The sequence below is a fragment of the Exiguobacterium sp. s21 genome, assembly GCF_018617975.1.
GTDB classification, from domain to species: Bacteria; Bacillota; Bacilli; order Exiguobacteriales; family Exiguobacteriaceae; genus Exiguobacterium; species Exiguobacterium mexicanum_A.
In genome coordinates this window covers 54813-77111 of the sequence record NZ_JACSLF010000010.1, presented here as the reverse complement: position 1 = coordinate 77111, position 22299 = coordinate 54813, and the positions used below count along the sequence as shown (strand labels likewise).

The following is a 22299-nucleotide window of genomic DNA, read 5'->3' as shown; positions in this document are numbered from 1 at the left end:
AAAAGACAGCCGCGGCTGTCTTTTTTATATGTCTTTGCCTTTATAGGCGTCATCTGATTCATTCATGAGACGTTCCCGCTCGGCGTGCGTCTGTGGATAACCATTCGCTTGCCACTCGGCCCGATAGTTCGAATCGAGTTGAGTGAGGCCTTCCTCCGCCTCATCCTTATCCGAATCGACACTTTCCATCTTGTCCATCTTGCTCCATGTATCGTCATCTCGGTCCTGAGTCAAGAGTGCCGCCACTTTTGGTGCGACGAGCGCGGCCCCAGCTACCCCGAGTACGATTCCCATCAATACTTTCTTATCCATCCGAATACCCCTCCTTAGTCACTATGTACGGATAATTCCACTGTTCTGCGAAATCGAAACCCATTTTCTAAAGCGTTTACACCCATTCAGGAAGTGGAATAACAGTCAAGACAAGGAGGCGATGAAGATGAAACAGTCAAAAGATACGTCCAAGCGACCGTTTGATAATCCGGATGCCGTCGATACGGACAAGGAGAGCATCTTCGACCAGGAAGGGATGGAAACGGTCGACCCGATCCCGGTAGAAGAGCTGAACCAGAAAGTGAAAGATGAGAAACAAAAGCGGCACTCGAAGGATGACTCGGTCAGCGAGAAAAAATATGAGGGCAATAAATAAAAATGCGGACGAAATTCGTCCGCATTTTTATGTTAAATCGCTTGGCGAGAAGCCGTAAGGCAACATCTCTTCTTTCGTCATCACTTTCGTCTCCCCGGCCATGTTCGCGAGAATCAATGTAAAGTCGTCACTGGCAAACTCGGCGATAACTTGACGGCAAGCGCCACATGGCGAGATTGGTCCGTCCGTGTCGCCGACGACGACGACAGTCTCGATTGCCTTGCTGCCTTCCGATACCGCTTTGAATATGGCAGTCCGTTCTGCACACATCGACAAGCCGTACGAAGCGTTCTCGACGTTGCAACCCGAGATCTCTTTGCCGGTCTCGTCGATGACGACAGCCCCGACATTAAACTTCGAATAAGGAGTATAGGCGCGCGACCGTGCATCAATCGCTTTATGGACAAGCTCGTTCACTTTTTCTTGTGGGATCATCTGATGTTCCTCCGCTTCTTAATGTTTATCAAAGAAGTCTGACATCTGAACTATAACGCAAAAACGTCGTTCTTGCAAGCGTTTTCACAATCCCGTCAATACTTTTTCTTTTTCTTCTTCTCGAAGACGACGATTGACTCGACGTGTGCCGTCTGCGGGAACATATCGTACGGCTGAATATAGTTGATTTTATAGTCGGCTTTCATGAGCTGGTCCGCGTCACGCGCGAGCGTCTGCGGGTTACATGACACGTAGACGATCCGTTTTGCTTTCGATGAAATCATCGCGTTCAACAGTTGATGATCGACCCCGGTGCGCGGCGGGTCGACGACGATGACGTCTGGAATCCAACCGTCCTTGACCCAGCGCGGAATCCAATGTTCGGCCCGGCCTTCGACGTAAGTCGCATGGCTAAAGCCGTTCTCACGCATGTGCGCATTCGCATCTTCGACCGCTTCCGGGACGACTTCCATCCCGCGAATCTCTTTCGTGTGCGGCGCGAGCCATAGCCCGATCGAACCGACACCGGCGTACGCATCGATGACGCGCTCTTCGCCCGTGAGCCCTGCCGCCTCGACGACTTCACGATACATAATCTCTGTCTGAGCCGGGTTGAGCTGGAAGAAAGCGCGCGGTGACAAATGATAATGGACGTCATCGAGTTGCTCGTCCATCTTGTCTTGACCGGCAATGTGGACCGTGCGGTAACCGAAAATGACACCCGAACGGTTCGAGTTGATATTAATGTGGAACGATACGACGTTCGGTAACGCCATGATGCGATCGCTCAATTCATCTAAACGCGGGACGTCCTCGTTCCCGACGACGAGCACGACTTGGACATCATCTGTCTTGTAGCCTGAGCGGACGATGACGGTACGGGCGAAACCGACGTCACGGCGCGCATCGTATACCGGGATGTCGAGCTCGTTCAAAATACGGACGATGGCGTTGTTAATGTTCGTCGTGTCGCGCTGCTGTACCATGCAATGCTCGATTGGCACGAGTTCGTTCGTGTTCGGTTTGTAGAGACCCGACACGATCTCGCCGCGACGCGTCGAGAGCGGGAATTGCGACTTGTTGCGGTAATACCAAGGGTTGTCCATCCCTTTCGTACCACGGATATCCGATTTGTCGACGTTCAATTTCGTCTTTTGACGGAAGGCGTTGCGGACGATTTCTTCTTTATAGTCCATCTGCAGGCGCGGACTCATATGTTGAATCTGGCAACCGCCACACTCGTCATAAATCGGACACGGCGGTTTGACCCGGTCCGGTGAATCATTATCGCGCTTGATGACGCGCGCCTCGGCGTAGTTCCGCTCGACGCGCGTAATTTCGACTTTCGCCTTCTCGCCTGGTAATAAGTTTGGGATGAAGATGACCATGCGATCAATCGTCGCGATGCCCTCTCCGTTAATGCCTAGCCGCTCGGCTTGGGCGCTAGTGTATTCTCCTACGATCAGTTTCAATGTGTTTCATCCTTTCGAGATACTTGTTCTAAATCTTTGGCGTAACGTACGACTTTCGCACGTAAGGAATCAATATCAGCTAACAATCGATGCAAATCCTCTGGCGTCGTGAATTCGTCCAACGTATTGACTGATAAGCACAGTAATTCCGTTCTCGATTTTAACACGTTCATTTTTCCTGCCGTATCCGTTCGTGATTTACCCATCTCGTGATCGCTCCTTTGGTTCGTGACAAAGAGTTGTTATTATAGCATACTATTTCGTGTGACTTGATGAAAAGGTGGAATTGATATGCAAAACATCTCGACAACGTTTGATCCGTGGGAAGCCTACCTCGATCAAACCGAGTTCGGTCGCCTCGTCCTCTCGAACGTCGAAGTGACGACGACCAAGCTGTGCAATATGCGCTGCGAACATTGCGCGGTCGGCAATATGCTTAATCAGACGGAAGAACCTGAAGTCCCGCTCGACCTATTGATTTCGCGCCTTGATGAGATCGAGCATTTGCGCGCGTTCTCCATCACGGGCGGCGAGCCGATGCTGTCGATGAAGTCGGTGCGGAACTATGTCGTCCCGCTCTTGCGTTATGCGAAAGAGCGTGGCGCCCGGACACAAATCAACTCGAACTTGACGCTCCCACTCTCTCGCTACCATCTTATTACCCCTTACCTCGACGTTTTGCACATTTCGCATAACTGGGGCACAGACGCCGATTTCTTAGAGGGCGGTTTCGCGATGATGGATCGAAAACCGAGCGCCGAGGCACGTTTGAAGATGCTTCAGACGATGAAAGACAATGCCCGGGCGCTCACCTCCGAAGGCATCATCGTATCCGCCGAGACGATGATCAACAAACGGACGATCCCGCACTTGAAAGAAATCCATGAAGAGATCGTCGCACTCGGCTGTCAGCGTCACGAAGTTCACCCGATGTACCCCGCAGACTTTGCTAGCGCGCTCGAGTCGGCATCGCTTGCCGATACCCGCCAGGCGATTCATGACCTGCTCGATGTCCGGAACGAGAACGTCTGGATGTTATTCGGGACGTTGCCGTTTTATGCCTGCTCCGACGCACCAGAGGACCGCGCTTTGTTGAGACGACTCCACGAGGCGAAGAACGTCACCGTTCGGAACGACCCAGATGGCCGCTCACGCCTCAACACGAATATCTTCGATGGCCAGATTATCGTCACCGACTTCGGAGACGAGCTCGGCACGCTCGGCACACTGTATGATACCTCGTTCCAGGATGCATACGAAACGTGGACGAACAGCAGTCTGAACGCCACACTGTCATGCCACTGCCCGGCCGTCAAATGTCTCGGGCCGAACGCGCTCGTCAAGCAAGCGTATTACCCGAACGTTGACTTCCGTGAACGTGTCGCTGAGCCGTTTTAATTGTTTTGTTTCGGGAAATTTTCAGTATATAAACTGAATCGAGGTGTTTAAAGATGACAGCCATCTATGTATTCATGATCACCGTCATGGCCATCATCATTTTCGGTGGTGTGCTCAGCATCTTATTGACAGCCGCATTCGTTTCAGACAAAGTAGACCGTGATGAAGTATTCAGTCAAGGCAGTTGGGATGATGAACTCTTACACTTGAATCATGTACCTCAACCGATTGACGAACCAAAAAGCTGAGACCCTTCTCAGCTTTTTACTATTTGAGTATGAGGTGAATTATGCAACGATTTCGGTTTTCGATTTTATTACTCGTCGTCTTTATTTCTGGTTTGATTCAAGGCGCGCTCATCCCGCTCTTGTCGACGCTCATCGAACGGGACGGCAACCCGGCCTGGTTGAACGGGTTGAATGCGACGATGCTCTACTTGGGCGTCATCGTCTCTGCGCCGCTACTCGAACGGTTCGTCCGCAAGTACGGGTTTCGGCCGACCATCGTCCTCGGCATCGTCTTGACGGCGCTTGCCACGTTCTTTTTGCCGCTCTGGCCGTCACTGCTCATGTGGGCACTCATGCGTTTCGTCATCGGATTTGGGGATTCGGCGCTCCATTACGGATCCCAAGTGTGGGTCACGTCTGCGAGCGAGAAGCGAAGTCTTGGCCGGGCGATGGCGTATTACGGGATGGCGTTCAGCCTCGGATTCGCGGTCGGCCCGCTCATCGCCCCGCTCGTCGACCTCCACTTTTGGCTGCCGTTCCTCGTCTTGATCGTCTTCTGTCTCGCATCCTTGTTCTTGATCTTCAAGGTCGACAACGAGTACCCTGAGGCTGAGAAAGTGAAGACCGACTCGAAAGGACGCATCCGCCTCGTCCTCATCGGCGGCGGATATACGCTCTTACCTGCTTTTACATACGGGTTCCTTGAGGCGAGCTTGAATGCCAACTTACCGATTTTCACGGTCCGCAACGACATCGGGCTGACACAGACGAGTACGCTCATCACGACGTTCATCGTCGCCTCGATTATCGTCCAGTTACCGCTCGGCCGCCTCGCCGATCACTTCGGGAAGAAACGCATCCTGCAAATCGTGTTGACGCTCGGAACGCTCGTCTTCGCCGTCGCCAACCTGGCCGTCGACCATTACGCCTGGCTGCTCGTCTTGTTCGCTCTTGCCGGGGCCGGTCTCGGCTCCACGTATTCTCTCGGTTTGGCTCATATGACAGAAGTGTTGCCACGTTCGTTGTTACCGACCGGCAATATGCTCTATAGCATCTCGTTCAGCGTCGGTTCGATCAGCGGGCCAATGATTGGCGCGTTTTGGATTGCGTTACCGAAAGAAGTGTATTTCTTGATGTACACACTTATTCTCGGCATCTTGGCTGTGAGTCTGTTCACAGCGAAAGCGAAGCCGATTGATGCATAAAAGGGTGAGTCTCAACGGAGACTCACCCTTTTTCGTATCACTCATTCCTTGATTGGACCGAGACGAACGTCGTTTCGTTCGAACGCGCGCATGAACACTTCATCGAGCGCGAACGGTTCTGTCTCTAGTGAGGCCAGCACGTCCGACTTGATTGTGACTTCAATGACGCGATCATTGATATGCCACTTCGTCTGGATGTCCTCCCCTTGCCTCGTTGCACGCGCGTCCACTTGGTCGTGATGCTCCTTCAATCCGCGACTTACGCACTTCATCACGTATTTGACGTACTCGTCCCGTGGTTGACGCGAGATGAGTATATTTCGGACAATCGGATTTCTTGCCATGGCACAATCCTCCCTTCTATCAGATTCGTACGCAAGTCTTTACAACGAAGACCGATTTTCAACTGAAAGAATTCAGAATTTTTAATATATTTTGCCATGGGAACAAGATTCCGTCAACCGTGCGTCAGCTTTGTTTGATCAACGGGCCGAACGGTTGACTCGCCCCTGGAAATAAGTCGAGAGATAGATGCCCGCGATGACGAACAATAATCCGACAAGCGCGTTCCACGGGATCGTTTCACCGAGTAAAACGCTCGATAAGACGACACCGAATAAGGGAACAAAAAACATATAAAGTGATACCCGGCTGACCGGATTATATTTCATGAGTGTGTTCCATAACGTGAACCCGATTGCAGACAAGAGCGCGAGATACAGCAAGAAGAAAAGCGTCGTGATCGTGTAAGGAAGGAACACATCCCCTGGCGCGAGCACATAGCCGACGACGAGAAGACCGAGCGAGCCGAATACCATCGCCCAAGCCGTCATCGGGGCGACATCATGTGCGCGTGAGTAGTCTTTCGCAATCAAGTTCCCGAACGCCCCTGAGATCATCGCCATAATGAGCAAGATCTCGCCAATCCCAAATCCTATCTCTGCGTGCGCTGTCGGCCAGTTGGCGATGACAATCCCAGAGAAACCGAGTGTGAGGGCAATCCCCTTCAACCGGTTGAGACGGTCATCCTCATAACGGAAATGGGCAAGCGCCATTTGGAAGAATGAGGTCGATCCCGCGATAATCGAACCTTGCACCCCGGTCGAGATGGAAAGCCCGATATAAAAGAACAAATATTGTAAGAATGTCAAAAATGCCCCTAAATGTGCATACGCCTTCAACTTTTCCGCGTTTAATCGAATCGGCCGTTTGAAGACGAGGCGGCTAATCACGAGCAAGAGCAGTCCGGACAATAAAAAGCGTTCGCCGGCAAAAAACAACTGCTGGCCGTACTCGTGCTCTTGAATATCAAGCGCCTCGTAGCTCAGTTTGATAAACGGGAACGCGCTCCCCCATAAAAACGTGTTGAATAGCGCGAGGAACGTGACCGTCCAAGGGCGTTGAAATACATTTTGCATGACACAAAAACTCCTTAATCTTTTAGTTTGTGAGTTATTACGATTGGTGCTAAAATAGACTTACATGATAATAATTATAAATAAGGTTATGAGCCGAAACTAGTATTAAATCCAATCATATCAACAATAGATAATGATAATCATCCTCAATCATTATCATTTAACTGATATATATTCTCATTTAGAAAGAGGTGCTCACATGAACACATCAACCGTCACACAGGAAAAAAGCCACGTCTTTAAACGGGCCAACTGGTTCGAACATATCGAGCTCATCATGGCGCTCATCAGTGGTGTATTGATTGTACTCGCATATATCACGGAAAGACAAGACGGAGCTCCTGCGCTCTACGTCACCCTCTATTTGACCGCCTTTTTAATCGGCGGATATGCCAAAGCGAAAGAAGGTCTGACCGATACGTGGGAAACCCGTTCGTTGAACGTCGAACTGCTCATGATCATCGCGGCCATCGGCGCCGCGGCCATCGGCTATTGGATGGAAGGTGCCATCCTCATCTTCATTTTCGCTTTGTCCGGTGCACTCGAGACGTACACGATGAACAAAAACGAACGCGCCCTCGAGTCATTAATGGAACTGCAACCTGAACAAGCGACGCGATTGAACGCTTCGGACGGCCTCGAGGTCGTCCATATCGACGACCTTCGCGTCGGAGACCACATCTACGTAAGACCCGGCGAACGCATCCCGGTCGACGGTCGGATTTTGAAAGGCAGTGCCTCGATCGAGGAAGCCGCCATCACCGGTGAATCGATTCCGGTCGACCGAAACGTCGGCGACGAGGTATACGGCTCAAGCGTTAACTTGAACGGTGTCTTGACGTTAGAAGTGACAAAGCTCGCCACGGAAACGTTGTTCCAAAAAATCATTCAAATGGTACAGCAAGCGCAAGAGGAAAAATCACCGTCCGCCCAGTTCATCGACCGGTACGAGGGACGCTACGTTCAAGTCGTGCTCGTCTCCGTCACCGCAATCATCTTGCTCGGACCTGTGTTGACGCCGTGGTCGCTTGAGACGAGTATTTACCGCGGTATGATTTTACTCGTCGTCGCTTCGCCGTGCGCCCTCGTCGCAGCCATCACTCCGGCCGCACTCGCCGCCATCGCTTCATCCGCCAAACATGGGATTTTGTTCAAAGGTGGCGTCCATATCGAGAACATGGGCCGTTTGAAAGCGATCGCCTTCGATAAGACCGGTACGCTCACCATTGGTAAACCAGAAGTCCAATCGGCATTGATCCATCCAACCGTTGAGAAAGAGCACGTCTATCGCATCGTCAGCTTGATTGAAGAACATTCGATGCACCCGCTCGCCGAAGCGCTCGTCCAATTCACAGGGAACTACACAGGAACGATGGAACACTTCAAAGACGTGACCGGGTCCGGGATTGAAGCGACGATCGATGGTGTCGCCTATCGGGTCGGCAAACAAAAATTCGCCGATCCGAGCGGAGATTTCTTCCGCGACGATGTTGAACGTTTAAAAGCTGCCGGCCATACGCTCGTATTCGTCAGCGATGAAGCGAAGACGATTGGAGCGTTCGCGCTCCGGGACACACTGCGCCCAGAAGCCAAACAAGCGATCGAACGACTCAACCATCTCGGTATCGCGACGATCATGATCACGGGCGATAACGAGGCGACAGCCCGCGCCATCGCCACTGAGGCCGGGTTGACCCGTTACATCGCCGAATGTCTCCCAGAAGAGAAGGTCGAGCAGATTAAACAATTAAAACAAGAATACGGTAGCATCGGCATGATTGGCGACGGCATCAACGACGCCCCCGCCCTCGCGACAGCCGATGTCGGGATCGCGATGGGTGAAGGGACAGACGCCGCCCTCGAGACGGCCGACGTCGTCTTAATGAAAAACGACCTCCGTCGGTTGAGCTCGGCTATCAAACAGTCCCGTAAATTGAATCGCGTCGTCCTCCAAAACGTCGTGTTTGCCCTAGGTGTCATCCTCGTGTTGATTGCGACGAACATCTTCGAACTGCTCGTCATGCCGTTCGCGGTCGTCGGCCATGAAGGATCGACCATCCTCGTCATCTTGAACGGGCTTCGTTTGCTCAGCACCTCGTGGGAATGACAAAATTCGACACTCATTCAAACCGTCGTTGAAAGCCGTTAGTAATTTCGCTATAATTGAAACAATGTGTCTAATGAGACCGGAACTAATAGGAAGACTGGCTAAAGGTGGTACAGTATATGAATACGATTGCAGTAATCGGCAAGGTGTTTGTCGATATTAAAGGAACCTCGTTCGCCCCGCTTCATAAAGATGCCAAGAACGTCGGTGACATCGCGTTCTCGAACGGTGGGACCGGCCGAAACGTCGCCCAAAACTTAGGTGTTCTCGGGAATGACGTCCGTTTCGTGTCGACCGTGACGAACGATCAAATCGGGATGGGTGTTCTCGAAGAACTCCGCGGTTTGAACGTCAACGTCGATCACGTCGATTTGCTCGATGACAATGGGATGGGCATGTGGCTTGCCGTCATGGATAATAACGGCGACCTGCAAACGTCAATCTCGAAGCAACCGGACGAAGCGACGATGGAAGAATGTATCCTCCGTCGCATCGATACGGTGTTCGCTGAAAGTGAGGCGGTCGCGATTGACCTCGACTTGTCGGTCAATGTATTGAACGAGACCATTGAACTGTGCCGCGAAATGAAGCTTCCGCTGTATGGCGTGTGCGGTCATCTGTCGGTGATTGAACGGAACCGTCATTTACTCCAAGGTTTCACCGGCTTCATCTGTAGCCGCGAAGAAGCGGAGATTTTGTCTGATATGTCCATCGTCACAGTGGACGATGCGTTACGCGTCGCCGAAGTGCTCGCGATGAAAGGAGCTCCGCTCACAATCGTCACGATGAGTGAGCTCGGCGCCGTCTATGTCGACTTACGCACGAATGAACAAGGTCACGTCCCGACGACGAAAGTGAAAGTTGCCGACTCGACCGGTGCGGGTGACTCATTCTTCTCCGCTGTCATCTCTGAGTTGATGAAACGTCACCCGATTGAAGATGCGCTCCGACTCGGGATGCGCGTCGCTGGGAAAGTCATCGCCTCGCACGATAACGGCCTGACACCTGACATGTACGCCTCACTTGAACAACCAGCAACAGATTAACCAAAACGCATCGGCCGCGAGTCGATGCGTTTTGTTCACGATACGAAATCGAAAGGAACGATTCCATTGGTCAGAACAAAATTACGCAGTGCCATCATCCTCGTGAATGAACATGACGAAGTCGCGCTCATTCGCCGAGAGAAAGAAAACCTTTTGTATTATGTATTTCCGGGCGGTGGTGTCGAATTCGGGCATACGGCTGAAGAGACGGCCGTCCGTGAAGCGTTCGAAGAGCTCGGCGTCCACGTCGAACTTGAAGGCGTAGCCGCACATGTCGCCTTCAATGGAGAGTTGAACCCATACTACTGGGCCCGGATGACCGGTGGCGAATTCGGCACCGGGACAGGTGAAGAATTTCAAGCAGAGCAAACGAACGGATCGTATACGCCGATGTGGGTGAAGCGAAGCGCGCTCAGCCATTTACCGGTACGACCACCGTCACTCGCCGACTTGCTGTCGAACGAAGCCGAGCGATTTTTCAATAAAACGCTGGCCGAAGACTAATTTCATGTGTAGCCTCCTGACATTTCGGGAAAGAAAGTTTCTAACGATAACGTTCAGGAGGCACATATATGGATACTACAGAAGTAAAAGAAGAAAAGAATTGGTTCGCTTTCGGGAAAGAGTTGCTTCGTCGCTTCAAAGAACATGATGTTCAAGATTATGGTGCGACGCTCGCTTTTTTTTGGTTCTTATCGATTTTCCCGGGACTCATCTTCATTCTCGCGTTGTTGTCGTTCTTCGACATCTCACAGGCGTCATTCCAAGAACAACTGAATAACTTGGCCCCGGGTGCGGCCGCGACTGAATTTTTATCCGGCATCTTTGACGCCATCGGCGAACCGCGCGGCGGACTCCTCTCAATCGGTGCGATTTTAGCAATTTGGTCGGCCGCTAAAGGGGTCGAACGCCTAGTCAACATGGCGATTCATGCATACGGGGAAGACAACGAACGAAATTTCTTCGTCAGCAAAGGAATCGCCCTCGGATTGACGTTATTGCTCGGCATCGGCGTGCTGTTGCTCATCGTCTCGAACGTGTTCGGATCGCAAATCATCGATTTCGTGGCCCGTTACATCCCCATTTCAGGGGCAGACGTCATCTTGATTAACGTGTTCCGCTACGTGCTGACGACCGTCATCTTGATTTTCACGCTGTCAATTTTCTATAAAATCGCCCCGCAGCAACACGTATTCTGGAAGAGCACGATTCCTGGCGCCATCTTCGGCGTCATCGCCTGGCAAATCGTCTCCTTCGGTTTTAGTCTTTACGTCTCGAACTTCGGCAATTATGATTCGACGTATGGCTCACTCGGAGGAATCATCGTCACGTTGCTTTGGCTCCAACTGACCGGAATGATCATTTTGATCGGTTCTGAGATTAACGCCACGTGGCAGCGTTTCTTTAAAACGCCGAGCGAGCACGAATACGAGAAGAACTACAAGAAAAACAAAAAATCCAAATCAAAAGATTCGGACGAAGACGACTATAAAGATATCCCCGTCAACACATACGGGTAACGAAAGAAAGGCGGTCTCTCCAGAAGAGACCGCCTTTTGCATTATGCTTCGACGACGTCAAGACGACCGGTCGCAGGGTCGATGACGAACCCATGGACGTTCGTGCCCGGCGGCAAGAGCGGGTGGTTTTTGACGAGGTTGACCGAGTTGACGACGTTCGCTTCGACCGAGTCAAACCCGTGCAACCACTTCTCCAAATCCATTCCTGACGACTTGAGTGTTTGAAGTGTCTGCGGTTCAATGCCGCGACGTTCCATTTCTGCGATGACCGCATTCGGATCGATCGCCGCCATGCCGCAATCATAATGACCGATGACGATGACCTCTTCGGCCCCGAGCGCATACAATGCGACGAGGATCGAACGCATAACCGATCCGAACGGATGTGACAATACGGCTCCCGCATTTTTTATGATTTTGGCATCCCCGTTTTTTAGTCCGAGGGCTTGAGGCAACAACGCCGTCAGACGCGTATCCATACACGTTAAAATGACGATTTTTTTATCGGGAAACTTATCCGAGACAAATTGCTCATATTGTTTCTCTGTTACGAATTTTTCATTAAACGCTAGCATTTCTTGAACGACTGACATGTGGTTCCCTCCTCTTAATTCACGCGATTAGCCGCGCGACCATTAACCCGATGACCATCCAAGCGCCAAACAACGTGTTCACTTTTGCGGTCATCGCCATCGCCGGCATGAGTTCAGCCGGTTCACGCTTGACCCAAAAACGCTTCACTGCCCGTACCATGATTGGAATTGTCAGCAATGACAACAGCACCCACGGCGTCACGCCAAACCCGAATACGGCGACGAGGATGCCGACCAATGCCGCGATAAAGAATCCGGCCAAGACGAGAACGGCACGACGGTGTCCGACGAGACAGGCGATTGTTTTGCGCCCATTCACTTTATCATTATCCAAATCACGAATGTTGTTCGCGAGCAAGATCGCCCCGATCAAAAGCGCCATCGGAAACGATACGAGCAACAGTTCTGTCGTCACCGTCCCGATTTGGATATATCCCGAGATGCCGATGATGACATAACCCATGAATAGGCCAGCGACGATTTCCCCGAACGGCGTGTAGGCGATCGGGAGCGGACCTCCCGTGTACAGGAATCCGACGACCATCGACAGCACACCGATCCAAATTAAATGCCAACTCGTTGAAGCCGCAATATAGAGCCCAAGCACAGCCGCTACCCCATACATACCGAGCGCGATCCCGAGCACTTGTCCGGGTGTGAACCCATCACGTACGATCGAGCCACCGATTCCAATGGAACCTTCGTGGTCGAGTCCACGATTGTAATCATAATATTCATTAAATAAATTCGTCGCGATTTGAATCAAGACCGAGGCAATGAGCATCGCTAAGAACAATCCCCACTTCAACTCGACTTGCCCAAGGACGATGAACGTCCCTAACAGCACCGGTATAAAGCTCGCTGTCAACGTATGCGGGCGAATCATGCGCCAATACGCACCTTTCTCTCTCTTCTTCATGCACTTCCCTCCCTTCGTTAGTTTACGTCTCTTTGAAAAAACCTGTCAATGCCCGCCGCTCGGACGGCTCCCTTCACTTTCTCGAGCATTTGACGGCCAGTTCTGTTGTGAAGTCATGATACACTAAAGAATGAGAATTCCATTGGATTGAGGAGGCTTTTCTTTCATGCCAGATACTCAAACACACATTAAACAACGAATCGAACAAGCCCATAAACGGGCACGTGCTTGGCAACGACCGGTACTTGCCTCGTACACATGGGAAATCCCTTCGTTCGACGCGTTCCATATTATTCAAAACACTGAAACGTCCCACTACTATTTTTCGACGCCAGACCGCTCCCTCGAGATGCTCGGATGTGCCGATGCGCTCGTGTTGACGGCTTCTGGTCCCGAACGTTTCCAACGTCTACAGTACGATTGGAGCCTGCACCGCCGGGACGTCGACGCGGTCATTTATGCGTTCTCGGGCTTTTCGTTCGACACGTTCGTGCGGCCCCAAAAAAATATGTGGGAAGCGTTCGGTGAAGCATCGTTGGTCGTGCCGAAATTTCTATATCGCCGCTCGGGCGACAAGCACACGTTGACCGTTTCGACGCTCGTCTCGGCCAAACGTTCGGTCGAACAATATTTGATTCAATTGGCCGATCAACTCGCCCAGTTCAACGCGCTACATGCGCCCGACGAACAAACACCGACTTACTCGCAAGTCAAAGACGGCGTCGACCATTTCAAGTCGAGTTTCCAACAAGCTAAACTGAACATCACTGAAGAACGAGTCGAAAAGATCGTCATCGCCCGGGAAGAAATCTACCAGACCTCGGAAGAGGCGTTCCCGTTCGCGACGACACTGCGCCACTTGTCAGAACATCAGACGGGCAGTTACGTGTTCTTGTATCAGCCGAAGCGGGAAATCGGATTTTTCGGAGCGACGCCGGAACGGCTCGTCAAGAAACAAGGACCGTACATTGAAACGGCCGCCATCGCCGGCACCATCAAGCGACCAGACACCGAGATCGAATCGGATGTAGCCAAACAGACATTACTCCACGACGCCAAAAACCTCGAGGAACACCAAATCGTCGTGAAGGACATCAAGAACGCCCTCACACCATACGCGGCTACCATCAAGGCACCGGAGTCGCCGCGCATCTTGGAGAACCGGTCGGTGTTCCATCTGCACACACCGATTCAAGCAACGCTCGATACGAACGCATCCTTGCTGTCGATCATCGAGTCGCTCCACCCGACCCCGGCGCTCGGTGGATCTCCGAAACGGACATCTGTCCGCTTGTTGCGCGAGATTGAACGGTTCGACCGCGGCTGGTACGGGTCACCGCTCGGTTGGCTGAACACGGACGGTGAAGGAGAGTTCGTCGTCTCGATCCGGTCGGCTCTTGTCCACCATCAATTCGTGGCGCTATACGCAGGCTGTGGAATCGTCCAAGAGTCTGAACTCGAAGCGGAGCTCGCCGAGACAGAAATCAAGCTCAGTCCAATCAAGCAAGCTCTCGGATTGGACAAAGTACGCGCAGGAGGCAATGAAGCATGAATGAACCGTTAACGGAGTGGGTCGCCGGTATGATGAACCGGCTCGTCGAACAAGGAGTCGAGGACGTCGTCATCAGTCCCGGCTCTCGCTCGACACCGCTCGCCATGGCCGCCTATCTTCATCCGAGCGTCCGACATCATATCATCGTCGACGAACGGTCGGCCGCCTTTTTCGCACTCGGGTTGACTCGTTCGCAATCATCGTTGCGCCCGGTCGCGCTCATCTGCACGAGCGGCACTGCCGCCACCAACTACTTTTCGGCGGTGGCCGAGGCAAATATCTCACAACTGCCGCTCGTTGTGTTGACGACCGATCGGCCGCACGAACTTCGGAACGTCGGGGCGCCTCAAGCGATCGACCAAGTCCGACTGTACGGCGAACACGTGAAAGCGAGCGTCGACCTACCCGTTCCTGAAGCAGCGAGCCAGCGCTACATGGAACAGACAGTCGCCCGGCTCGTCCGGACGAGTATGCATGCGCCGTTCGGTCCGGTCCATGTGAACATCCCGTTCCGTGAACCGTTGTTGCCGGATATCGAGCGCTTGACGTCCCTCCTGGGCGGTGAATCCGAATCCTCTGAGCCGACCTATCTTAAACCGACAAGTCTCGACTTGAAACGGTTCAAACAAGAGATTGACGTCAATCGTCTCGCCTTCATCGTCGGACCAGGTACTCCGACATCATGGCTTGAGCCTCTCTACACGTCGGCGCTGGCCCATCGTATTCCGGTCTTTGCCGACCCATTGAGCGGGATGCGCCGGTTTGACCATGTCTTGACGAACTATGACGCGTGGCTCGCGAGCGAGCATCGCACGGAATGGACACCTGACGCGGTCGTCCGGTTCGGGGCTGCCCCCGTCTCGAAACGGCTGAATCAGTGGCTTCACGACGTGCCATACGTCTTGATCGAGCAACCGGGATCGTTCCGCGACCCGTCGAACAGCGCCACGGTCGTGTACGGCGATGCGATTGATTATGTCGCCACCATCAACAAAGACTATGACGCCGACTTATTCGATCGTTTCGCATTGTTCGAACGCGTCGCCGAATCCGCAAAACCTGCTTTGAGCGGAGAAAGCGCATTGACGCGTCATTTGCTGGCGTCTCGTCTTGATCGCATCTTCGTCAGCAATAGCATGCCAATCCGTGATATCGATACAACACTTTCAGCCGGTCAGTCAATCGACGTCCTCGCCAATCGCGGGGCGAACGGGATTGACGGCATCATCTCGAGCGCGCTCGGTGCCTGTCACGATACGGACAAGGCCGCCCTGTTAATTGGCGACTTGGCGTTTTATCATGACAGCAACGCCCTGCAACTCGTCAAATCGCACCCAGGTACGTTCTCCATCGTCGTCGTCAACAATGATGGCGGCGGCATCTTCTCCTTCTTGCCACAAGCTTCGATCGCACCGCAAATGTTCGAGGACTTGTTCGGGACGCCGCTCCACTTGAACTTGCGCGGATTTGCCGAGACATACGGACTCAGCTATCGCTTGCTCGAGCAGCCTGAAGATGTCATGACGGCGATTGAAGCAGGCGTTCAGCTGATTGAATTTCCGTCTGATCGCGCTAGGAACGTGGCCGAGCATCGTCGTTGGACCGCTTCGCTCACGGACCGTTTGACGACGGAGAACGAATCGTGATGCGTTCCGTGCGTGGCGTCTCTTATGAGTTGCTCGAACGTGGGAGCGGCCGTCCCGTTTTGCTTCTTCATGGGTTCACCGGGAGTGCGACTTGGATCTCCCAGTTCCCTGAGCTCCCCGTCCGGCTCGTCGCCCCGTCGCTATTGCAACACGGCGGCACCGGACAGCAAGCGGTCGGGCGTGCCAAGATGAGTCAACAGATTAAAGACTTGTCGGCGCTACTCGATACGGACGAAGGTCCGTGGACGGTCGTCGGTTACTCGCTCGGCGGACGTATCGGGATGACACTCGCCGCCTATGATGATCGGGTCAACCACTTCATCGGCATTAGCACGACGCCCGGGCTCAACATAGCGGCTGAACGTCGACAACGCCGGCTTCAAGACGAAAAACTCGCCGAATTCATCGAGCGAGCAGGACTTGAGGCGTTCGTTGACCGTTGGGAACGTCTTCCGCTCTGGCATCAAACCGACGAGATGCGCGCCGCCCTACGTCCTGAGCGGTTGGCCCAACGTCCAGCCGCACTCGCGGACAGCCTCCGCGCCATCGGGACGGGTAGCATGCCGTCGCTCTGGCCGCTACTCGACCGTTTACCTCGCACCGATTTGATCGTCGGGGAACACGATGTGAAGTTTCAACAGATTGCTCGGAATATGCAGTTGATTCGTCCCGATATTGAAATTCATGAAATTTCGGACGCATCTCATGCTCCACATGTCGAGAATGCCCAACAATTTGGTACAATGATAGAGAAATTGATTTTAGGGGGAATTTAAATGGAATCAGTAGCAAACTGGACATCGGTCCGCACGTACGAAGATATCAAGTACGAGAAGTGGAACGGCATCGCAAAAATTACCATCAACCGCCCGGAAGTACGGAACGCGTTCCGTCCACTCACGGTCAACGAGCTCATCGACGCGTTCGCACGCGCCCGTGACGATAAAGAAGTCGGTGCCATCATCTTGACTGGTGAAGGCGATCAAGCCTTCTGCTCAGGCGGCGACCAAAAAGTCCGCGGCCACGGCGGCTACGTCGGTGACGACGAGATTCCACGCTTGAACGTCCTCGACCTTCAACGTTTGATTCGCGTCATCCCGAAACCAGTCATCGCCATGGTAGCCGGTTATGCGATTGGTGGCGGACACGTCTTGCACGTCGTCTGTGACTTGACGATTGCAGCCGACAACGCCCGTTTCGGTCAAACTGGACCAAAAGTGGGCTCGTTCGATGCCGGTTACGGTTCAGGTTACTTGGCCCGCATCATCGGCCACAAGAAAGCACGCGAAATTTGGTACCTCTGCCGTCAATACGACGCACAGCAAGCGCTTGACATGGGACTCGTCAACACGGTCGTTCCACTCGAGCAACTTGAAGCCGAGACGATCCAATGGTGCCAAGAGATCTTGCAACACTCTCCGACGGCCCTTCGCTTCTTGAAAGCAGCGATGAACGCCGACACGGACGGACTCGCAGGACTTCAACAGCTTGCCGGCGACGCGACGCTTCTCTACTACACGACAGACGAAGCAAAAGAAGGCCGCGACGCCTTCAAAGAAAAACGCGATCCAGACTTCGGTCAGTTCCCGCGTTTCCCGTAAATCGACAAAGAGTAGCGACTTCGCTACTCTTTTTTTGGAGGTTCTGATGATGAATCGTTATGTGACACAACATCGACGCGACGCCATGGCACTCGTCACCGCGTCCGTCAGTTTAACTTGGGCCGAGTTAAGCACGGAAAGCTCCCGTTTGGCCCACTTCCTGGAACGGGTCGCGCCCGAAGCCCGGCATATCGGATTACGCGCTGTGAACAGCGCTGATTATGTCATCGCTGTCCACGCCATCCAGTTACTCGGAAAAGTACTCGTTCCGCTCAACACACGGTTGACGATGAGCGAACTGGCAGGACAAATCGAGACGGCCGATATCGATGTATTGCTCGTCGATGAACCGATTGAACTGTCGATCACCCAATTCGCGTTGACGTCACGAGATGAGGCGTCACTCGCTACACCGCACGAGTGGGCAGACGATGAAGTCATGTCGCTCATGTTCACCTCAGGCACGACTGGACGGGCCAAGGCCGTAAAGCAGACGTTCGGCAATCACGTCGCGAGCGCCGAGGCAGCCAAGACGCGCCTCGGTTACGGGACAAGTGACCGGATGCTCGTCGTGACGCCGCTCTTCCATATGAGCGGACTCGCGCAAGTGTATCGGAGCGCTCGTTTCGGTTCGCTACTATACGTCGAACCGAAGTTCGATGTCGCTCGTACACTCGAGTTGATTGAGACGGCGAGAATCACCCACATCTCGCTCGTTGCGGTCATGCTTAAGCGGCTCCTCGACGCAGGTCTCTCCCGCCATCAGTTGCAACTTCTGCTCGTCGGCGGCGGTCCCGTACCGCGTCCGTTGCTCGAAGAAGCCGAGCGGCGGCAGTTACCGGTCGCCCAGACGTACGGGATGACGGAGACGTGTTCGCAAGTCGCGACGCTGTTGCCAGCCGAGGCACTCGCCCACATCGGTTCGAGCGGTCAAGCAATCGCGCCGACCCAACTCCGTATCAATGCGGATGGGGAGATTGAAGTGAACGGACCGACGGTGACCCCTGGTTACTATAAACAGCCAGAGGCCGATGCTTGGACGCCCGACGGCTATTGGCAAACGGGCGACCTCGGCACGATGAAAGACGGTTACTTGTACGTCCATGACCGCCGCAGTGATTTGATCATCTCCGGCGGTGAGAACATTTATCCGGCCGAAATCGAGAGCGTGTTATTGCGTTGCCCGGGCATTCAAGACGTCGGGGTCGTCGGTCGTCCCGACCCGACTTGGGGAGCGGTACCCGTCGCCTTCACGGTCGGTACGTTCGATTTCGATGAGGCGATTCAGCTATTGCACGACCATCTGGCATCTTATAAACATCCGAAAGCATGGATTGCCGTCGACGAGCTGCCTCGTAACGCCAACGGTAAATTGATGCGTCATCGCTTAAAGGAGGCTGACCATGATTCGTCGCGCTGAACTGTATATTGTCCCCCTCACGTTCAAACATCCGATTGTCACCGCCCACGCCGTGTTGACGACGAGACGGACGGTCATTCTCCGGCTGGAGACGGTCGACGGTGTTGTCGGCTACGGGGAAGGTGTCGCGTTCGAGACGCCATGGTATACGGCTGAGACCGTCCGCTCCGTCATCGATACGTCCGCTTTAATTGTCCAACTCCTGAAAGGGATGACGTTGTCTGCCGCCTCGTTCGGTACCCATGTCAGCTCGATCATCGGCCAACCGATGGCGAAAGCGATGTGGGAGAGCGCTCTATGGGAAGTGGAAGCGGCCCGCGCGAATCAGACATTAAAACAATACATCCAAGCCGGCGATGTCGTGGCCTGCGGTCGGACGATTGGCATCGGTCTGCTCAGTCAGACGTTGAACGCCATCGAGGCTGCGCTCGCGTCCGGATTCGACCGGATCAAGTTAAAAGCGTCCCCGCATGAACTACTTCCCGCGCTCAATGAGATTCGAAGCAATTTTCCGGACGCCCCGCTCATGATTGATTTGAATGGAAGTGGCTCCGAGCAACCGCTTGACTGGTTCGAGGCGTTAGATACCTACCGTCTCTTGATGATCGAACAGCCTTGTCCGAGCACACATTGGGTCGAGACAGCGAATTTACAGGCACGTCTCACCACACCGATTTGCCTCGATGAATCGATCAGTTCAGCACAAGACGTGGCGACGATGCGTCGGCTCCAAGCCGGCCGCATCGTCAATATCAAACCGGCCCGCGTCGGCGGCTTGAGCGAGGCGCTGGCGATTCGCGATAGCGGTACCCCCTACTGGGTCGGTGGGATGTATGAGTCCTCCATCGGCCGTTATCACACGCTCTTATTCGCCTCATTGAGCGGAGCCGCCTACCCGGCCGATATGGCCGGGACGAGCGCTTACTTCGAGACCGATTTGCTCGATACCCCGCTCGAGGTCGAGAACGGACAATTGATGCTTCCCGACCAGGTCGCACCGGATTGGACGATGATCGAGCAACTGAATGAACAGACGATTCGACTCCTGTAAAAACTCCGCAAAAAAGGCGGCAGACTTCGCGTCTGCCGCCTTTTCATCGTTAACGGAATGTGCCCGTCAATACTTCATAGCCGTCTTTCGTGACGACGACCGTGTGCTCGAACTGGGAGACGAGGCTGTTGTTCGGGGTGAACAACGACCAACCGTCCTCTTCTGATTGATAGACGATTTCATCTTTCGTCGAGATGAACGTCTCGACGGCAATGACTTGTCCTTCTTTCAAGATGTCGTTCTCTTCACGGCTATAGTAGTTCGAAATCGTCTCCGGCTCACCGTGAAGCGTGCGACCGAGGCCATGGCCCGCCAAGTTACGGATGACCGTGAAGCCGTTCTTACGGGCATCGGCATAAATCGCTTTCCCGATTTGGTTGACCTTGACGCCGGCCTTCACTTTGCTGAGACCCGCTTCGAGCGATGTCAATGACACTTCGACCAAACGCTCGTGTTTAGCCGATTTCGGTGTGCCCGCGATGACCGTACGTCCTGTGTCCGCATAGTAGCCGTCCTTCACGGCGGATACGTCGACGTTGACCACGTCGCCGTCTTGGATGACGAGGTCACCTGGAATCCCATGGGCTGCGACGTCATTGATGGAAATACACGTATAACCCGGGAACTCATACATCGTGATCGGGGCCGAGGCGGCCCCTTCCGCTTCCAAAATACGCTGCCCGATTTCATCCAACTGTTTCGTCGTCATGCCCGGTTTGACCGCTTTCGCCATCTCATCGCGCGCCAAGGCGACGATTCGCCCAATCTCACGCAATGCATCGTAATCATAATCTAACATTCGTTTTCCCTCTCAATCTAATAATCGATTTTGATATAAGAACTCTTCTGATAAGTCCGCAAACAAGAACATGCCGTCCGGTAACGGATAACTGAACGTCCGCGTCACTTCGTTCGAACTGAAGTCGCGATAATCCTCGGACAAGTAGCCCCGTCCGCGCACGTCCATCGCTGCCATCGTCCGAATAAAATACGGACGGAAACTCCAATTATAGCCGCGATACGTGTTATCGACCGTCCAAGCGGACTGTGCCTGATAGACGTTTGCGCTCGTCTGGAACCCGGTTTGGTCCGTCAAATAGTAACGGACGAACGTCCCTTCGAGTTTCGGGGCAATATGGAGCAACCATTCATCTTTCTTATCGCGCGACCACTTCCCGCTTTGGACGAGATCGTGGATTTGTTTATGGAGTTCGAACTCCAATTCATATAATCGCTTTAATCGCTCTTGATCGTGTAAGAAGAACGACGGTACTTCTTGCGTCAATACGCTCATACCTTTCGCTTCGCGCGGCGGCATCGCATCGCTTTGCCCGAGGAGACTGCCCATATAATAACGTCCGCCATGACGCCACGCATAACGCAACTGTCCGAGATGGTCGATCGATTTATAGAGGAGCGGAGCCCCGAGACGGGAAGCGATATATTCCATCGTCTGAAGCATTTGCGGATACGTGACCGATAACGTCTTCTTCTCGACCATCGTCGCCAAATCGACGAGCAACATCTCAGGCGCCACCGTCATGATGTCTTCGATGCTCGTTGATTCTGCGAAGTCGAGCGCGACTTTAACACCAGATGAACGATAATATTGGACGACTCGTGACAAGCGTGACACGTCAACGAGATCCGTCCCTTGAAGCGTCACATAAATGCGATGGAGCGGGAAGTTCAATTCTCGAAGCGGGGCCAAAAACGCCTCGCCACCTTGTTCGAGAATCCACTCTGACCGACATCGGAACGTGACGAATTGCGTCGCATCCCTTAACTGTTCGGCCGCCAGACGCTCCATACGTTTAGCGATATCGAGCTGATACTCGAGCGGGACGTCATCGTCGTAAAAGAAAGGGGTGAGCGACTCGCCCCTGAACTGCCCATGTACCATATACCCTTCTACTTGAAAGGTAGCAGCCCCGAGAATCGGTTCAAATGTCACTTCGACTTCCTCTGGGTTCATCATCACATCCACTGCATCCACCTTGATCACCTCGTCTTTTTTCTAAACACGAAAGCGAGCTGGGC

24 protein-coding genes are annotated in these 22299 nt (G+C 53.3%); 14 read left to right on the top strand and 10 right to left on the bottom strand.

Annotated elements, in window-relative coordinates; all coding sequences use genetic code 11:
- Positions 1 to 24: 24 nt before the first annotated feature.
- A complete protein-coding gene (locus tag KNP06_RS11665) occupies positions 25 to 312 on the bottom strand; it encodes a hypothetical protein (RefSeq protein WP_034781013.1) in 288 nt (95 codons plus the stop codon).
- A 127-nt stretch (positions 313 to 439) separates the two neighbouring features.
- Here KNP06_RS11665 and KNP06_RS11660 point away from each other — a divergent pair, with 127 nt between their 5' ends.
- Positions 440 to 649 (top strand): hypothetical protein, encoded by a 210-nt coding sequence (locus tag KNP06_RS11660; protein ID WP_034781015.1) that lies wholly within the window; start codon positions 440 to 442, stop codon positions 647 to 649.
- Between the two features lie 27 nt (positions 650 to 676).
- Here KNP06_RS11660 and KNP06_RS11655 read toward each other — a convergent pair whose 3' ends face one another.
- From KNP06_RS11655 to KNP06_RS11645, 3 genes are all read right to left on the bottom strand, one after another.
- Positions 677 to 1084, bottom strand: a complete 408-nt coding sequence (locus KNP06_RS11655) for a cytidine deaminase (RefSeq protein ID WP_034781016.1) — start codon at positions 1082 to 1084, stop codon at positions 677 to 679.
- A gap of 95 nt (positions 1085 to 1179) precedes the next feature.
- The gene (rlmD, locus tag KNP06_RS11650; RefSeq protein ID WP_214789181.1) at positions 1180 to 2556 is read right to left on the bottom strand and encodes a 23S rRNA (uracil(1939)-C(5))-methyltransferase RlmD; all 1377 of its coding nucleotides are present in this window, start codon (positions 2554 to 2556) and stop codon (positions 1180 to 1182) included.
- Positions 2553 to 2762, bottom strand: a complete 210-nt coding sequence (locus KNP06_RS11645) for a hypothetical protein (RefSeq protein WP_016510454.1) — start codon at positions 2760 to 2762, stop codon at positions 2553 to 2555. The genes rlmD and KNP06_RS11645 overlap by 4 nt, the downstream gene beginning before the upstream one ends.
- 85 nt (positions 2763 to 2847) lie before the next feature.
- Here KNP06_RS11645 and yfkAB point away from each other — a divergent pair, with 85 nt between their 5' ends.
- From yfkAB to KNP06_RS11630, 3 genes are read left to right on the top strand one after another with little or no spacing between them, the layout of a single operon-like run.
- On the top strand, positions 2848 to 3954 hold the full coding sequence (gene yfkAB, locus KNP06_RS11640; RefSeq protein WP_214789178.1) for a radical SAM/CxCxxxxC motif protein YfkAB: 1107 nt from the start codon (positions 2848 to 2850) through the stop codon (positions 3952 to 3954).
- Positions 3955 to 4007: 53 nt separating this feature from the next.
- A complete protein-coding gene (locus KNP06_RS11635; protein ID WP_021067771.1) occupies positions 4008 to 4202 on the top strand; it encodes a hypothetical protein in 195 nt (64 codons plus the stop codon).
- Positions 4203 to 4243: 41 nt separating this feature from the next.
- Positions 4244 to 5386, top strand: a complete 1143-nt coding sequence (locus KNP06_RS11630; protein ID WP_138859923.1) for an MFS transporter — start codon at positions 4244 to 4246, stop codon at positions 5384 to 5386.
- A gap of 41 nt (positions 5387 to 5427) precedes the next feature.
- Here the strand turns inward: KNP06_RS11630 and KNP06_RS11625 are convergent, their stop codons facing one another.
- On the bottom strand, positions 5428 to 5730 hold the full coding sequence (locus KNP06_RS11625; protein WP_128123764.1) for a hypothetical protein: 303 nt from the start codon (positions 5728 to 5730) through the stop codon (positions 5428 to 5430).
- A gap of 138 nt (positions 5731 to 5868) precedes the next feature.
- Positions 5869 to 6804 carry a DMT family transporter gene (locus KNP06_RS11620; RefSeq protein ID WP_214789175.1) on the bottom strand — a complete coding sequence of 312 codons (936 nt, stop codon included), beginning with the start codon at positions 6802 to 6804 and terminating at the stop codon, positions 5869 to 5871.
- A gap of 199 nt (positions 6805 to 7003) precedes the next feature.
- Between KNP06_RS11620 and KNP06_RS11615 the strand changes: the two genes are divergently transcribed.
- From KNP06_RS11615 to KNP06_RS11600, 4 genes are all read left to right on the top strand, one after another.
- Positions 7004 to 8911 (top strand): heavy metal translocating P-type ATPase, encoded by a 1908-nt coding sequence (locus KNP06_RS11615; RefSeq protein WP_214708770.1) that lies wholly within the window; start codon positions 7004 to 7006, stop codon positions 8909 to 8911.
- A 119-nt stretch (positions 8912 to 9030) separates the two neighbouring features.
- Positions 9031 to 9957, top strand: coding sequence for a carbohydrate kinase family protein (locus KNP06_RS11610; protein WP_214789172.1), 927 nt, complete (start codon positions 9031 to 9033; stop codon positions 9955 to 9957).
- 66 nt (positions 9958 to 10023) lie between these two features.
- A complete protein-coding gene (locus KNP06_RS11605) occupies positions 10024 to 10461 on the top strand; it encodes an NUDIX domain-containing protein (RefSeq protein ID WP_034781346.1) in 438 nt (145 codons plus the stop codon).
- Positions 10462 to 10529: 68 nt separating this feature from the next.
- Complete coding sequence (locus tag KNP06_RS11600; RefSeq protein WP_214789169.1) at positions 10530 to 11477, top strand: YihY/virulence factor BrkB family protein; 948 nt, start codon at positions 10530 to 10532, stop codon at positions 11475 to 11477.
- A gap of 41 nt (positions 11478 to 11518) precedes the next feature.
- Here the strand turns inward: KNP06_RS11600 and KNP06_RS11595 are convergent, their stop codons facing one another.
- Positions 11519 to 12070 (bottom strand): beta-class carbonic anhydrase, encoded by a 552-nt coding sequence (locus KNP06_RS11595; protein WP_034781037.1) that lies wholly within the window; start codon positions 12068 to 12070, stop codon positions 11519 to 11521.
- Positions 12071 to 12089: 19 nt separating this feature from the next.
- Positions 12090 to 12989: a 1,4-dihydroxy-2-naphthoate polyprenyltransferase gene (locus KNP06_RS11590; RefSeq protein WP_214789166.1), complete on the bottom strand. Its 900-nt coding sequence runs from the start codon at positions 12987 to 12989 to the stop codon at positions 12090 to 12092.
- Between the two features lie 166 nt (positions 12990 to 13155).
- Between KNP06_RS11590 and KNP06_RS11585 the strand changes: the two genes are divergently transcribed.
- Genes KNP06_RS11585 through menC form a run of 6 tightly spaced genes read left to right on the top strand, consistent with a single transcriptional unit; the run spans position 13156 to position 20259 of the window.
- Positions 13156 to 14541 carry an isochorismate synthase gene (locus KNP06_RS11585; protein WP_214789163.1) on the top strand — a complete coding sequence of 462 codons (1386 nt, stop codon included), beginning with the start codon at positions 13156 to 13158 and terminating at the stop codon, positions 14539 to 14541.
- Entirely contained in the window at positions 14538 to 16187 is a 1650-nt protein-coding gene (gene menD / locus KNP06_RS11580; protein WP_214712399.1) for a 2-succinyl-5-enolpyruvyl-6-hydroxy-3-cyclohexene-1-carboxylic-acid synthase, read from the top strand. Before KNP06_RS11585 ends, menD begins: the two co-directional genes overlap by 4 nt.
- Entirely contained in the window at positions 16187 to 16963 is a 777-nt protein-coding gene (locus KNP06_RS11575) for an alpha/beta fold hydrolase (protein ID WP_214712443.1), read from the top strand. The genes menD and KNP06_RS11575 overlap by 1 nt, the downstream gene beginning before the upstream one ends.
- Positions 16964 to 17788, top strand: a complete 825-nt coding sequence (gene menB / locus KNP06_RS11570; protein ID WP_021067784.1) for a 1,4-dihydroxy-2-naphthoyl-CoA synthase — start codon at positions 16964 to 16966, stop codon at positions 17786 to 17788. It begins immediately after the preceding gene.
- Positions 17789 to 17837: 49 nt separating this feature from the next.
- Entirely contained in the window at positions 17838 to 19208 is a 1371-nt protein-coding gene (gene menE, locus KNP06_RS11565) for an o-succinylbenzoate--CoA ligase (protein WP_214708760.1), read from the top strand.
- Positions 19192 to 20259 (top strand): o-succinylbenzoate synthase, encoded by a 1068-nt coding sequence (menC, locus tag KNP06_RS11560; RefSeq protein ID WP_214789159.1) that lies wholly within the window; start codon positions 19192 to 19194, stop codon positions 20257 to 20259. Before menE ends, menC begins: the two co-directional genes overlap by 17 nt.
- 49 nt (positions 20260 to 20308) lie before the next feature.
- Here the strand turns inward: menC and map are convergent, their stop codons facing one another.
- Together map and KNP06_RS11550 are read right to left on the bottom strand one after the other, a co-directional pair.
- Positions 20309 to 21058, bottom strand: a complete 750-nt coding sequence (gene map, locus KNP06_RS11555) for a type I methionyl aminopeptidase (protein ID WP_214712413.1) — start codon at positions 21056 to 21058, stop codon at positions 20309 to 20311.
- A 12-nt stretch (positions 21059 to 21070) separates the two neighbouring features.
- Positions 21071 to 22255 carry an EAL-associated domain-containing protein gene (locus tag KNP06_RS11550; RefSeq protein WP_034781059.1) on the bottom strand — a complete coding sequence of 395 codons (1185 nt, stop codon included), beginning with the start codon at positions 22253 to 22255 and terminating at the stop codon, positions 21071 to 21073.
- Positions 22256 to 22299: the final 44 nt, after the last annotated feature.

Coding starts and splice junctions, on each gene's coding strand:
- KNP06_RS11665 (WP_034781013.1), bottom strand. CDS start 312: ATGGATAAGAAAGTATTGATGGGAATCGTACTCGGGGTAGCTGGGGCC.
- KNP06_RS11660 (WP_034781015.1), top strand. CDS start 440: ATGAAACAGTCAAAAGATACGTCCAAGCGACCGTTTGATAATCCGGAT.
- KNP06_RS11655 (WP_034781016.1), bottom strand. CDS start 1,084: ATGATCCCACAAGAAAAAGTGAACGAGCTTGTCCATAAAGCGATTGAT.
- KNP06_RS11645 (WP_016510454.1), bottom strand. CDS start 2,762: ATGGGTAAATCACGAACGGATACGGCAGGAAAAATGAACGTGTTAAAA.
- yfkAB (WP_214789178.1), top strand. CDS start 2,848: ATGCAAAACATCTCGACAACGTTTGATCCGTGGGAAGCCTACCTCGAT.
- KNP06_RS11635 (WP_021067771.1), top strand. CDS start 4,008: ATGACAGCCATCTATGTATTCATGATCACCGTCATGGCCATCATCATT.
- KNP06_RS11630 (WP_138859923.1), top strand. CDS start 4,244: ATGCAACGATTTCGGTTTTCGATTTTATTACTCGTCGTCTTTATTTCT.
- KNP06_RS11625 (WP_128123764.1), bottom strand. CDS start 5,730: ATGGCAAGAAATCCGATTGTCCGAAATATACTCATCTCGCGTCAACCA.
- KNP06_RS11620 (WP_214789175.1), bottom strand. CDS start 6,804: ATGCAAAATGTATTTCAACGCCCTTGGACGGTCACGTTCCTCGCGCTA.
- KNP06_RS11615 (WP_214708770.1), top strand. CDS start 7,004: ATGAACACATCAACCGTCACACAGGAAAAAAGCCACGTCTTTAAACGG.
- KNP06_RS11610 (WP_214789172.1), top strand. CDS start 9,031: ATGAATACGATTGCAGTAATCGGCAAGGTGTTTGTCGATATTAAAGGA.
- KNP06_RS11600 (WP_214789169.1), top strand. CDS start 10,530: ATGGATACTACAGAAGTAAAAGAAGAAAAGAATTGGTTCGCTTTCGGG.
- KNP06_RS11595 (WP_034781037.1), bottom strand. CDS start 12,070: ATGTCAGTCGTTCAAGAAATGCTAGCGTTTAATGAAAAATTCGTAACA.
- KNP06_RS11590 (WP_214789166.1), bottom strand. CDS start 12,989: ATGAAGAAGAGAGAGAAAGGTGCGTATTGGCGCATGATTCGCCCGCAT.
- KNP06_RS11585 (WP_214789163.1), top strand. CDS start 13,156: ATGCCAGATACTCAAACACACATTAAACAACGAATCGAACAAGCCCAT.
- menD (WP_214712399.1), top strand. CDS start 14,538: ATGAATGAACCGTTAACGGAGTGGGTCGCCGGTATGATGAACCGGCTC.
- KNP06_RS11575 (WP_214712443.1), top strand. CDS start 16,187: ATGCGTTCCGTGCGTGGCGTCTCTTATGAGTTGCTCGAACGTGGGAGC.
- menB (WP_021067784.1), top strand. CDS start 16,964: ATGGAATCAGTAGCAAACTGGACATCGGTCCGCACGTACGAAGATATC.
- menE (WP_214708760.1), top strand. CDS start 17,838: ATGAATCGTTATGTGACACAACATCGACGCGACGCCATGGCACTCGTC.
- menC (WP_214789159.1), top strand. CDS start 19,192: ATGATTCGTCGCGCTGAACTGTATATTGTCCCCCTCACGTTCAAACAT.
- map (WP_214712413.1), bottom strand. CDS start 21,058: ATGTTAGATTATGATTACGATGCATTGCGTGAGATTGGGCGAATCGTC.